Consider the following 12800-nt stretch of genomic DNA (forward strand, 5'->3'; position numbering starts at 1 on the left):
CTGCTTGTCCCCTCCTCGAACCCCGTTCATCAAACGATGGATGGGGTTCACCCCTTTTCAAACGCCCTTCCCTTCGCCAAAGTTGGTCCCATGAAGTTCTTACGCCAGTTTGCCGCCCGGATCGTTGGGCAATCCATCCGCATCTTTGCCCGTGCTATCACCGCCGTGCGTGCAGATTGGAAAGGGATCGAACCTGTTCCGCGCCAACGCGTCTATTTCGCCAACCACACCAGCAACGCCGATATGCCGATGATCTGGTCGGTGCTGCCACCCGCCATGCGCCGCACCGTGCGCCCGGTGGCTGCCGCTGACTACTGGTTGAAAAACAAAGTGCGCGCCTTTGTCGGCCCAGAGGTGTTCAACTGTGTCCTTGTGGACCGCCGGCCAGAGGTAAAAGACAAACCGATGGACAAGATCATCGCGGCCCTCGACGAAGGCGCCTCGCTGATCATTTTTCCCGAAGGCAACCGCAACATGACAGACGACCCGCTGCTGCCGTTCAAAGCAGGGCTTTACAACATGGGCGTTGCCCGCCCCGACGTTGATCTGGTCCCCACATGGGTCGCCAACCTGACCGAGATTATGCCAAAGGGCGAAATCATCCCCCTGCCCCTGATCTGCACCGTGACCTTCGGCGAACCGATCCATGTGCGCGAAGGCGAAAGCAAAGACGATTTCCTCAAACGCGCCTCTGATGCCCTGTTGGCCCAGCGCCCTGAGGTGCGGACATGACCGATACAATGACCGATATCCTGCTGCTGACCATCGGCAGCTTCGGGATTCTGATCGCGCTGACCTTTGTTGGCGAAGTCCTGCGCGCGCGCGAAGAGCCAGACTTTCAGAACCCTGTCCTTGATACCTATATGACCCGCGTCCAAAGCTGGTGGGGCATGGTCGCCTTTGTGGGTTTTGCCCTGCTCATGGGCCGGATCGGCGTGATGGTGCTGTTCGCATTCGCCTCTTTCGCGGCCTTGCGCGAATTCCTGACATTGACGACCAAAGCCCAAGCCGACCATCTATCGCTCGCGCTGGGTTTCTTTGCTGTCCTGCCACTGCAATATGTTTTCGTGGGATTGGGCTGGGACGGGCTCTATGCCATCTTTATTCCGGTCTACGCCTTCCTGCTTCTGCCCATCGTGTCGGCCTTGCGCGGCAATCCCGACCGGTTCCTGATGCGTGTGGCCGAAACCCAGTGGGCGCTGATGATTGCCGTGTTCTGTGTCAGCCATGTGCCCGCCTTGATGAACCTCGACATTGCAGGATACGGCGACCGCTCACTGTTGCTGGTCGCGTTCCTTGTCATGGTCGTACAGCTTGGCGACCTGCTGGAATACTTCTTTGGCCGCCGGATTGGCCGTACCAAGATCGCACCTGGACTGTCGCCTAAAACGTGGGAAGGTGTGCTGTGCGGGGTTGGCTCTGCCATGCTGGTCGGTGCACTGCTGAACTGGATCACGCCATTCGGAACGTTTGGGGCAATGGCTATGGCAGGTGCTGCTTCGCTGGTGGGCATGTTCGGCAGTCTGGTCGTGGCGTCCATCAAACGCGACCGTGGCGTGAAAGACTGGTCGCATCTGATCCCCGGTCAGGGTGGCTTTGTTGACCAGCTGGACAGTGTGATCTTCGCGGCTCCGATCTTTTATCACCTGACCAAGTACTTTTATACCTGACCGCGCCCCACGAACTGCGGCAGCTTGGACAGGTTCTTGGCGACCAACGTTCCAAAGCCGCCGACCTTGTGTCGTTTGATCGCGCGATAGTCTTCGCGACTTTTGCGGATCATATGCGCGAAGGACCGATTGCTGACGCCCCCCAGTTTCATCTGCACCATGACCCGCGGAATGTAGCCCAACCGCACCTGCCCAGCAGTCAAAAACCGCAGCATTGCTTCGTAGTCTCCGGCAATGCGATAACTGGTGTCGTAAAGCCCCGCCTGCTCGAACACGGCGCGCCGCAGATAGAGCGTAGGATGCGGCGGCATCCAACCGCGCCCGAGTTGCGCTTGGCTATATCCCCCCGCCCGCCAATGCCGCACCACGCGGGTCGGATCGTCGCGGGCGACATACTGCAAATCACCGTAGACACCATCAAGGTCAGGATCTTCCAGCGCTGCCGCGACCCACGTCAACACGTCCGGCCCAGCCAATTGATCATCCGCATGCAACAGTCCAATCACATCCCCCGTTGCCCGGCTGATCCCTTGGTTGATCGCGTCGTAAATGCCTGTATCCGGTACGCTCTGCAGCGCTATGTTCGGATGCCCTTCAAACGACAGATAGGCCAATGTGCCATCAGTTGATCGGCCGTCCTGCACGACATGTTCGACATCGCCGTGGGTCTGCGCCTTTAGGCTGTCCAACATGGCAGGCAGCGTCGCGCGCCCGTCCTTTACGGCTGTCACAACAGAGATTTTCATGCAGCCATATCTTTCTGGAACGTGTTCATAGCGGCGACATCAACACCAAGAACCGAAGCAATCGCAGCAATCGGTTCGGCCCCCGTCGTTGCCATATGCCGCCGAACCTCTGCCAGTTTGGCATCGACCAGATAGCGATACCAAAACCCTTGCAAGACGTGGAAAGACCGTGCTTGCGGACCATCCAGAAACCCAAAGCGCAGCACATAGCGGTAAAAGAAATAGGCGCCCGCACGCAGTCCGGCAGGCAGCCGCCCATAAAGATGCAGCTTCACCCAGCGTTTCATCACCGTGCCGCCACGCCCGGGCAGATCGCCCGCGCCGGGAAGAAACTGATACTCCCGATTCAAGACATCTACGACCTCGCGACTGGCGTAGGCATTGTGCTTGGCCACCCACCAGTCCAGCGGATTGCGGTTGTCGTCTATGATCTCACCTTGCAAATGCGCGGTCGACCCCTCCACCACGATATGTTCGTCCATCCACCGCGCCTCGCAGCGCCCGCGGCCATTGCGAAACAGGCGGATGATCGGCACCGGGAACAGACCGCCGTATTTCACCATCTGCCCCATAAACTTAATCCGCCGACCGATGTAGCAGCCATCGACATCAGGCAGGCCTACCGCAATCCGAGTGGCGAGTGCGTCCGTCACGACCTCATCGGCATCCAGCCTCAGAACCCAGCCGGAGGTGCCTGCAATCTGGTCCAACGCCCAGTTGAACTGCGCCGCGTGATTGACCCAAGCGTGATGCAACACCTGCGCCCCTGCGGATTGGGCCAATGCCACGGTGTCATCGGTGGACCCGCTATCCACAACAATGATCCGGCTGGCGACCCCGCGCACGGAGGCTATCGCGCGCACGATGTGGCGGGCCTCATTCTTGGTCAGGATAATGACGGTCAGTTCAGTCATCGCGCGGCCTGACCTGCATTGGGTTGCCCACGCCGATATGCATCGCTGCTAGATCCCGCATGGCAACGGCGCGCGCGCCAAGGATTGCGCCTGCACCGACGTTTACCCCGGGACCTACAAACGCATCTGCACAAATCCACGCGTCAGCGCCGACCGACACTGGCAGCTTCCGTAAAGGTCGTGCAGAGTCTCGCCAATCATGGGTGCCCGCGCAAAGATGCGCGTATTGGGAAATCGCAGCACGCGCGCCAATGTGGATCGGCCCAAGCGCGTAAAGGATGGCGTAATCCCCGACAGCAGCATGATCGTCGATCCGCAAGTGCCAAGGCATCGTGATCCGTGCTGTTGGGTGAACGCGGACTTGCTGTCCGATCACAGCCCCAAAACAGCGCAGCATCCATCGCCGCCACCCCCAAAGAGGGCGCGGGCTGAAACGAAAAAGCGGGTGCACACCGGCCCAAAGCATGCGGCGCATATTCTCTGCACGGCTGTAACTGCGCGTGTTGCGATTGCGCGCGACATCGACCTGCGTACTCATGCCGACACCCGCGCAGGCTCGGACGCCACCATGTCGCGGTAAAGTACCGCGAATGCCGCAACCATCGCCTCTGCCGAAAAATCACGGCGCATCCAATCGCGGGCTCTCGCACCCATTGCAATCAGATCGCGCTGGCTGAGGTCCATGATTTCCTGCACCAAATCGGCCTGCGCCAGATCAATGCAACGTCCGCAACCGACCAGATCAACCTCGGCCCAAGGTGTGGCAGTTGTCGTCAACACTGGCAAGCTATGGGCCATAGCCTCGGCCACAGCGATCCCGAAGTTTTCGGAATGGGACGGCAGGACAAAAAGGTCTGCATCGGCGAAAGCCGCCGCTTTTGCAGCCCCGTCAACATGGCCATGCATGCGAACGCGCCCTCGCAATTGCGCAGCTTTGTCATGGAGAGCCGCTGTAAATGCCGCGTCCCCCGTGCCGTAGACATCCAACGAGAACACATCCGGCAGTTGTGCCACCGCGTCAAACAACTCTATCAGCCCCTTCTTGGGATGCAGACGACCCAAAACCATGAGACGGCATTGACCGTCCACCCGATTTCTAACGAGATTGGCCGCAGGAATGTCCACACTATTTGCAATCGTGACCGTCGTGATGTCACCAAGACGGCGGATGCTTTGGGCTCCTTCCTGCGCCGCCGTGACATGTAGAACCGTCTGCGCAGGTCGCAGCATATTCGCGGCCTTTTCAAACATCTGCTTGGCGTGTTGGTGGGGTGCGCCAGCCCAGTCAGCTGTCGCTTGCAACGCTCCGCGCGGGGACCAGACGACAGGTTTGCCCAGCAGTTTGGCCAACCCCAGACTGGGTAAAACCGGGGGACTATAGGTGGCACTCAGATGGACAATATCCGCCCAAGCTATAGCACTTGGCAACCGCGCGAGCAGTCCCGGTGCCACGCTATGCCCGGCGATCCGGCGGGCGTAGTGCACCGGATAGGGAAGCATTGTCGGTTGCACCCGGTCATTTACCTGCGGACCCGCAGCGTCGGTCGTCAGCACCCGCAAATCCACGTCAGGCAACGCCGCGATCCCGTCGCAGATGGCCTTGGTCGACCAGATCGGCCCACCCCAATAGGTCGCCGGATAATAGGACGGCGTGATGTGAAGCACCTTCATGCCGCCACCAGCCCGGCGTCGCGCTGACCAATCACGCGGGCAGGGTTCCCGGCCATAATGGCCCCTGCTGCAACATCCTTTGTCACGACGGCCCCAGCGCCTATCACGGCACCAGCACCGATAGTCTTGCAGCCCGGCAATATGACCGCACGCGCACCAACCCATGCGCCCGCACCGACATGCTTGCGGTGCAAAACCGGATCGCTATGCGGATCAAGCCCGTGATCATGGGTGTAAAGAATGGCGTCTTGCGAAATCATAGCATCATCAGCCAGTGTTAATCCCCCGGTGCTATCAAGCAGCACATTGCGGTTGATCTGCACCCTGTCACCAATGACCAGTCCGGCCTGCGATCCTTCGGCCGCAACACCGACCCCGCGCCAGATCAGACAATCCCTACCAATAGAAACGCTGTGCGGCTGATCAAACCTGACGCCGGCCTGCACGACAGAACCCTCACCAAGCGAAGCCAAGACACCGCGATAAATGCGCGTTGCCAAATAGCTCGTTGCACGCCGCCATGCCGCGCGTGCAAGCCGCGCACCCCAATAGATCAGCTTAGACATATGCGCGGCCTCCAACATCCGGCTGCGCCATGGCCCGCACCCGGTAGCGCGGTACAAAGACCGCGATCATGCCCACAATCAGCACCATCTGCGCTGCTGCTCCTACGATAAAACCGCTGAAGGACGACTGTAACGTTGCCTGAATAAACGGGTAAAACAGCATCGGATAAAGCAAGAACGCCCCGTATCGCAGGCTGTTCCGGGACGCCAAAAGCACCTCTTCGCCGCGCCGATAAAGCCAGCCAAGCGCAAAGCCAACGCTCACCCCGGCCCAGCCGAAATTGATGAAAGCCTCGCCCGGGCCCGTCACGTTAAAGGCTCCACCCGTTGTCAGACCCATCACGTCGCGCTTAAAGAAAACGCCCAGATCAATGGCGGGTTTGTCGACCCAGATGGCGCGCGGTACCCAACCAAAGCTCCACCAGAGATAGCTTTCACCCCATAGCTGCATGTCGGGGCGCACGCGATCCGTGACCATCACAGCTGTGTTGATATCCAAGAAATAGGTCGATCCGACGATCTGGTGCAACAGACCTGCATCATTGCCCCGCAACGCCGTCATATAGGCTGATAGCAACAGCACAGTTGCAGCGGCCACCACTGTGATTGCCCACGTCTGCCACCGCAAACGCCCCCCAAGGATCAAATGGGTGGCGGCACCGAACACCAGCAGCTCTACCAGTTCAAACCGGTCACCCGACACAAGCGCAATGAACACCAAGAGCCCTGCGAGAATGGCGGCCTGCGCCAAAAGAAGCCGATTTTGCCGCACAAGCCCCTGCGCCAGCAAGAGCACAAAGGCGAATTTCGGCACAACAAACAGGGTCTTTAACCCCGCAAGTGTGGCCCCAATCCCTTTCGCGTTTACATTGATCTGTTTGTCAGTATTCAACTGTGACAGCACGTCCAAGGACAAGCCTGACACCCCCCGCGCCTGCAACATCAACGCAAGCGTCAATGCAGCAGTCCCAAACGCCAGCGAGAACAGAATTCCATGCCTGCAAAGGTTCGCTGCCACCATACTTGCGGCGTCGATAGAAACTTTGGCGCGCATGGGTCGGACCGCACAGCGATAGCCCAGACAGACCAGTAAAACGAAAGCAGACAGATAGAGCGCACCGGTCATCAGCGCCCCTGATGTGTCGACAAAGCGGGTGTAGAACGCAAATTCCGGGATCGCCGCGAAGACTGCAACTTTGATAAGGAACCCAAAAAGGCAGAAGTATCCCAGCAGATGCATCGGCGATACCAACGCCACCACACCATAGCGCGCCCCAAGCCAAAGAGGTGTTGCCGTGCAAAACAGGGCCAGCACGATAATCAGGACGCTTTCCATGCACCCACCCTTGTTCGCCACAGCGCATAGGCTGATGTCTCAATCCCGGTTTTGCGTTTCAACTGCGCCCAGAGCAGCAGGCTGCCGCAGCTCATCGCGACCGTGTATGCGACGGCGTTGATGACCGGCGATAGCTGCCCGCCAATAATCTGCACACTCAGAAGGTAACACCCAAGCGCTGCAAGCCGCGCAAGAACCGAAAGACGCGCCTGCCCGCAAAGCGTGGCCACAGTGAACCCTGAGGCCAGCAGAACCTGAACAAGCGCCCCAACCAGCAAGACGACAAACACAACTGTCACGCCGGGCAGCAAGATCAAAATGAATGGTATTGCCGTCAGCCCCAATAAAAACAACGCAGCACCCGGCAGTAAGGCGATCCGGCTGCCGTCCCGGCTTGCCTTTTGGAGGGCAGCCATATCGCCTTGCCCGTAGGCGGCTGAAATCGCTGCGGCGCTGACCCAAGTTGCGACTGTCACGGGCAAAGCCACAAGGTTCGCGATGCGACGCAATAGCGCATAAACGCCCAGCGCCTCAGCAGGCAAAACCATCCCACCTACGATCAAGTCCATCTGCATGATCCCCATGCCAAGGACGGAAGTTCCCCAAAGCGATGCATCAATAAGACTTCGTTTGTGTTCACTGAATACGACGATCGAGTGCCTCGCACGCCAACACCAAACCGTCGCGATCAGGCCAATCAGCAGCATCACGCATGTCGCGGCTACCAGAATGCCAGCAGCCGCATGGCCTGACGCCAAAACAGCGCCAAACCCCAAAGCGGCTTGCGGCGCCCCGTCCCGCAACACCATCGACCAGTGCAAACTGCCCAGAGCGCGCATCACGCTGGCCAGACAGGTCAGCACATTCACGCCAAACCCTGCAGCCAGAATAGCGAACCAAGGCAGCGCTGGCCAAAGCGAGGCCATTAAAAGGAATACCAACAAGGTCAGGATCAAAGGAAAAGCCACGACAAGTGCGACTACGTCGCGCATCCGCATCCCGCAGCCATCCGTTAGCCCGCGCAAAAGGATCAGCGGGCCACCCAATGACAGTGCCGTTCCGGCAACCAATGCCCCGCTCCAAAAAAAGATAAGCGCGCCAAAACGCTCCAACCCCAGACCCGCGGCCAGCCCTACCATCACCACAAAACTGCTTGCGACGAGGGCACCGCGCAGCGTCAGACTACGCCCTGCGGTTCGTTCGATCAGCTTGGTCAAGGTCGTAGAAATCATCATACCATCAAAAACTTGCAGGCCCATGCCATGGCACCTGACTGATGCGTTCAGTCCTCATTCATTGAGATTAATTTTAGGTTAACCACTCTGTGTTCTTTTGCGGGCGTAAGAACAGCCGACAAGGACACCGGTTTTTGATGACACAGCACACCGCAACGGTCGCGGTTGATCCGATCCCTGTGCTTGATCTAGCGGGGATGCTGCGCGTGATCTGGCAGGGCAAGTGGATCATCGCATTAACAACAGCAATCTGCATCGTAGCAGGGGGCTATTATGCCTTTCGCATGATACAGCCTCGTTTCGCGGCCACCGCCGTTTTGCAGATTGATGTGCAACCCTCAACATTGCAGGATGTGTCCGGTGTCTTGGCCGCACCGGTGTCTGACGCCATCAGCCTGAATACGCAACGCGCGATGATGACGTCGCCTTACCTACTGGCACAGGTTGTGGATGCTTTGGCACTTGAGGATGATCCAGAGTTTAACCGCTACCTGACACCACCTTCACCGCTCTCGGTGAATGCGCTGCGCCGCACACTGCGCCATGCACTGGCTGGGACCACCGATGCGCCGCTGACCGCCGAGGCCATACGCGAAAAAACCATTGAAAACCTGCAAGCCGCGGTCACAGTCAACCGGCCCAGCAACACTTATATCTTCGATATTCGTGCACAAAGCCGATCTGCCGAAAAAGCAGCAATCCTCGCCAACACACTTGCCACTGTCTATCTAGCCGACAAAATCGCGACGCAGGACGCGGCATCGCAAGAGGCAGAAGACTGGCTCACCGGCCGCGTTGTCGCCCTGCAAAGCCAACTGCAACTGCAGGAAACCGAAATCACGGCGCTGATCGCGACGGCACAAATCCAAGAAAACACCAAGCTGGACGCGCTCAGCAATCAGGTGTTGAACGTGGAACAACAGCTTCAGGCGGCACGTGCATCACTTGCGGTGTTGGAGGCGGGGACGGGTGTGCAAAACTCCACGCGGGAACAGTTCGTATTGGTCGAATTGCGCGCAGAAATCGCCAACATTGTGCAGCAACGCGATAGGCTGCTGACCCAACTGTCAACCCAATCAACTGGCTTGGTTGCACTCAACCAAATGCAAAGGCAGGCTGACGCAACGCGGGTCCTTTACGAGACCTACCTCGCACGCCTACAGGAAACACGCATCCAACGCGGCCTCGAAACCCCCGACAGCCATCTGGTCGCCGCGGCCACACCCGGCACCTATGCCGGGGCCCGCAAGACGCTGATCGTTATCGTCAGCGCTTTCGTCGGGCTGCTGTTGGGATTGATGATCGTCACGCTGCGGCACACCTACCGCAAAGACGTGGGCGACGCCGCACGTTTGCAGCGTGAAACCGGTGTGCCGGTCTTCGTGCAGATCGCACGGTGCAAAGCGCATCGCCCGCGCGGACTGCAACAACGATTGTGCGCCAACGAACCGCTCTTTGGCAGAGCGATGCAAAACCTGCGTGCTTCATTACTGATCGCCGCAAAGGGTCCAGCACCCAAGATCATCCTGTCAACCTCCAGCATGCCAAACGAAGACAGCGCAGCCTATGCGACCGCTCTCGCCCAATCCTTTGTACATGCAGGCAAATCCGTTCTATTGATCACTGGGACGACGGGACACAGCGTGCGGTCGCGCATGGATGACATCTTGTTCGCGGGCGTCTCATCGGATCAAGCGATCGCCCACAGTGACATTCTAGGCGCTGATACCCTGCGACTGACGAATGACCACATGCAAGAAAGCGTGCTGCTTGCCGACGGGTTCGCCGCGTTTCTGAATGATGTGGCACGGCAATACGATCATGTGATCGTCGATGGCCCGCCAGTGCTTGGATCACCGCAAACCCAGCTTTTGGCGCAGATGGCCGATGCGGTGCTCTATTCTGTCAGATGGCAGCGCACGCCGCTGTCTGCGGTGCAGGCCGGGCTACGGCTTTTGGCTGATGCGGGCGCGCCTGCGACAGGGTTGATCCTATCCCAGGTCAATCTGCGCAAAGCTGCGCGACATGACACCACAGTGCCGATGAACACCGGCGCGATGTCAGGCGCGATGTAAGAAGGGCCGCGTTATCGCGGCCCTTCTTCAGTTAACTCGGTGTCATCGCAATGCTGTGACGACTAAAGAACCCAAGCGCCTCTCCGGGATCAAAGGTCATCGCCCCGCCGTCCTGCGCCTGCAAATAGGCTTTCGCCGGCCAATCAAGGGTGCCTGTTTCGGATCGCCCTTCCAAGTTCGGGCGCAGGAACGCTTCAAACCCGTTGATGATATTGCCCGACACAGGCGTCGCCCCAACCTCATGGCCGTACACAAAGCCAACACCGTCCACTTTACCTGCAAGACCCAATCGGGCCACCGCGCCAAAGTCGGTGTTCGGCGGTGTCACGCCAGCGAAGCTGGCAAGATCCACAATCGGCGCATCCGGTGCCTTGACGGTATCGACCACGGTCGTGCCGCTTTCACCATCCCAACGCACCATCGGCAGCATGCCTGCGTAAAGCCATTCGACATCCATCTGCGGACCTGTCGCATGGGCGGTGACGCTGTGGGTGATCGCACCGGGGGTCACGGTGCGAACCAGACGACAGTCCGCAACAGCAGCACCCGACTGGGTTTGCCAAGTCGTGTCTTCAACGAACGCCAGGTTGGTGCCAATCTGCAAACCCAAACCGGTCGTGGCAGGCACCCAAGGGACATCATCCAAAGTAATCGTGCGGGCCACCAAGGCATCATTGCCATGGGTCTGACCACCCGCCTCAGTCGTGGCACCCGATACGGCAAAGCGGATCGCGTACTCGCGCTCAGAGGGGTAATCAATCGCCACAAATTCAGGATAGGTAGGACGATCATCAGCGCGCCAGTCCAGCGCACCATCCGATGCGATACCACCTGAATGGCTCGGACCGGCCGCGCCGCTGACACCATTGGCGCGTGCTGAGTAGTACATGCCACCAAACTGCACTTCATCGCCCATTTCATAGGTTGTGCCAGCAGTCCATAATGGCGGCAAAACATGCGGATCGGCCAATGCACCGGAAATGCCAACAGCCTCAATCAGGATCGCGCCACCACCCGGGGATGCTGCACCGCCAAAGCTGATGGCCACATCGTGGTTACCCATCAGCCCACTTGCCACTTTTACCGTTTGCCGGCGCAGTAAATCAGTGGACGAATAAGAGGAAAACGCCTTGAACCCTAAATCAGCGGGATCATCAATCTCGTTCACCAGCGTTTGCGCGCCGTCGATCTCAACCTTGATGTAACCTCCACTGGTACGGCCCGTGTAATGCACCCAAAGATCATAGGGGGCGGCACGGCCAACCGTGACCTGAGCCAGCGCAGAGGCCGACCCGGTGCTGATCGCGCGGTTGCCCGTATAGCTGCCCGCCCGGCCAGAGCCGGACGATTGCAGCTTTGCCCATGATCCTGACAGCGTCAGAGCACCCACAGGATAGATATTGCGCAACTCGGCAATCAGGGTTTCGCGCCATGACAAACGGGTTGTAGGATCGTCGCTGTCCAGCCGCATCCGCGCAACATATCCCTGCCCCAGCTCAGTCCACGCAAACAACCCTCCGTTGATACCCTCGGCAAGGGCCACAGACTGCCCCCCGCCGTTGCGGAAATACGCAGCCAGCGGCGGGGCATTACGCGGCCCGCCTTGAAGCGTGCCCGGCGAAAGCTCAAATCCAATCATGCGTCAGTACCACGCGACCAGCTGCGCCGTGGTGCCAGAAGCCATAACACGGTTTGGGCGCAAAGGTAGTATAGACCCAGCCATCAGCTCATAGCTGACCGACTCGCCGCTTGCGTCCTGCATCACGGCGCTGCCGCCGACATTGACATACAGCGCACGCGGGCGCACCGGCAGATCGGCGGCATCAGACGGGCTGATGACATAGTGTGAAACAGCAGGGGATGTCAGGTTGACGTAGTCTGTATCGAATGGATCGGGCATTTTGCTCTCCGCTTGAATGTGATCCACCATTCCTATGTGCGGGAGTTTACCAATCGCTTGAGCCATCGGGCGCTGGCATATGCAACACCAGAGCGATTGTTTCAGGTAGGCCGTGTTCGGGGTGACAAGCCAGGCATCCGGTTGCGCAGAAGTGACGACTTGACGATTGATGTATGCGTTTCAGCGCGCTCATGAAGCGGCAGCAGGATGTCATCTAGCTCCGCAACGCTCACCAAAGCCAGCCGCGCGATGAAACAGTCGTCACCTGTCACCCGGTCGCAAGATGTGAAACGCGGCTCATTCAGGATCATTTGCTCGACGTTGTGCAGCTGCTTAGAGCGCGGCTTTATGCGGACAATCGCCTCTAAGGTATAGCCAAGTGATTTGGCATCAACCCGCACTGCAAAACCTTCGATAACCCCGTCTGACTGCAAACGCCGCAACCGCTCACCAACGGCCGGACCCGAAAGACCAACGACTTTCGCAATCTCGGCTAAGCTGGCACGACCGTCATGCTCAAGGGTAGAGATGATCTTCCGGTCAATTTCATCAATCACTTTCATATTGATGGCTGTATAACTGAAACGACCGTCGATATGAACGAGTAATAATAATTTGCCTTACAATATCACCGGGACGTGGTGCGGTAGCAGAATGTATATTCTGTCCATAACCAAATGGAGAACC

General features: G+C 58.6%; 13 protein-coding genes. 3 read left to right on the top strand and 10 right to left on the bottom strand.

What is annotated here, in order from left to right:
- Window positions 1–90 precede the first annotated feature (90 nt).
- Both MWU60_RS13135 and MWU60_RS13140 read left to right on the top strand, forming a co-directional pair.
- Window positions 91–732 (top strand): lysophospholipid acyltransferase family protein, encoded by a 642-nt coding sequence (locus MWU60_RS13135; protein WP_247227827.1) that lies wholly within the window; start codon window positions 91–93, stop codon window positions 730–732.
- Complete coding sequence (locus MWU60_RS13140; RefSeq protein ID WP_247227828.1) at window positions 729–1670, top strand: phosphatidate cytidylyltransferase; 942 nt, start codon at window positions 729–731, stop codon at window positions 1668–1670. Before MWU60_RS13135 ends, MWU60_RS13140 begins: the two co-directional genes overlap by 4 nt.
- On the opposite strand, the gene MWU60_RS13145 is transcribed toward MWU60_RS13140, so the two are convergent.
- From MWU60_RS13145 to MWU60_RS13175, 7 genes are read right to left on the bottom strand one after another with little or no spacing between them, the layout of a single operon-like run.
- Window positions 1661–2416 (bottom strand): glycosyltransferase family 2 protein, encoded by a 756-nt coding sequence (locus MWU60_RS13145; protein ID WP_247227829.1) that lies wholly within the window; start codon window positions 2414–2416, stop codon window positions 1661–1663. The two genes, MWU60_RS13140 and MWU60_RS13145, sit on opposite strands and share 10 nt — an antisense overlap.
- Complete coding sequence (locus MWU60_RS13150; protein ID WP_247227830.1) at window positions 2413–3330, bottom strand: glycosyltransferase family 2 protein; 918 nt, start codon at window positions 3328–3330, stop codon at window positions 2413–2415. The genes MWU60_RS13145 and MWU60_RS13150 overlap by 4 nt, the downstream gene beginning before the upstream one ends.
- Window positions 3323–3868: an acetyltransferase gene (locus tag MWU60_RS13155; protein WP_247227831.1), complete on the bottom strand. Its 546-nt coding sequence runs from the start codon at window positions 3866–3868 to the stop codon at window positions 3323–3325. Before MWU60_RS13155 ends, MWU60_RS13150 begins: the two co-directional genes overlap by 8 nt.
- Window positions 3865–5001 (bottom strand): glycosyltransferase, encoded by a 1137-nt coding sequence (locus MWU60_RS13160; RefSeq protein WP_247227832.1) that lies wholly within the window; start codon window positions 4999–5001, stop codon window positions 3865–3867. The genes MWU60_RS13155 and MWU60_RS13160 overlap by 4 nt, the downstream gene beginning before the upstream one ends.
- Window positions 4998–5567, bottom strand: coding sequence for a DapH/DapD/GlmU-related protein (locus tag MWU60_RS19525; RefSeq protein ID WP_281493290.1), 570 nt, complete (start codon window positions 5565–5567; stop codon window positions 4998–5000). The genes MWU60_RS13160 and MWU60_RS19525 overlap by 4 nt, the downstream gene beginning before the upstream one ends.
- Window positions 5560–6903, bottom strand: a complete 1344-nt coding sequence (locus tag MWU60_RS13170; RefSeq protein ID WP_247227833.1) for an oligosaccharide repeat unit polymerase — start codon at window positions 6901–6903, stop codon at window positions 5560–5562. The genes MWU60_RS19525 and MWU60_RS13170 overlap by 8 nt, the downstream gene beginning before the upstream one ends.
- Window positions 6888–8162, bottom strand: a complete 1275-nt coding sequence (locus tag MWU60_RS13175; protein ID WP_247227834.1) for a hypothetical protein — start codon at window positions 8160–8162, stop codon at window positions 6888–6890. Before MWU60_RS13175 ends, MWU60_RS13170 begins: the two co-directional genes overlap by 16 nt.
- Before the next feature lie 113 nt (window positions 8163–8275).
- Here MWU60_RS13175 and MWU60_RS13180 point away from each other — a divergent pair, with 113 nt between their 5' ends.
- The gene (locus MWU60_RS13180; RefSeq protein WP_247227835.1) at window positions 8276–10213 is read left to right on the top strand and encodes an exopolysaccharide transport family protein; all 1938 of its coding nucleotides are present in this window, start codon (window positions 8276–8278) and stop codon (window positions 10211–10213) included.
- A 31-nt stretch (window positions 10214–10244) separates the two neighbouring features.
- Here the strand turns inward: MWU60_RS13180 and MWU60_RS13185 are convergent, their stop codons facing one another.
- The 3 genes from MWU60_RS13185 to MWU60_RS13195 form a co-directional block, all read right to left on the bottom strand.
- Window positions 10245–11852: a hypothetical protein gene (locus MWU60_RS13185; protein ID WP_247227836.1), complete on the bottom strand. Its 1608-nt coding sequence runs from the start codon at window positions 11850–11852 to the stop codon at window positions 10245–10247.
- 3 nt (window positions 11853–11855) lie between these two features.
- Window positions 11856–12113 (bottom strand): hypothetical protein, encoded by a 258-nt coding sequence (locus MWU60_RS13190; protein ID WP_247227837.1) that lies wholly within the window; start codon window positions 12111–12113, stop codon window positions 11856–11858.
- 101 nt (window positions 12114–12214) lie between these two features.
- On the bottom strand, window positions 12215–12676 hold the full coding sequence (locus MWU60_RS13195) for an Lrp/AsnC family transcriptional regulator (RefSeq protein WP_247227838.1): 462 nt from the start codon (window positions 12674–12676) through the stop codon (window positions 12215–12217).
- Window positions 12677–12800 lie beyond the last annotated feature (124 nt).

Origin of the sequence: Yoonia sp. F2084L (assembly GCF_023015625.1) — a bacterium.
Classification (GTDB): Bacteria; Pseudomonadota; Alphaproteobacteria; order Rhodobacterales; family Rhodobacteraceae; genus Yoonia.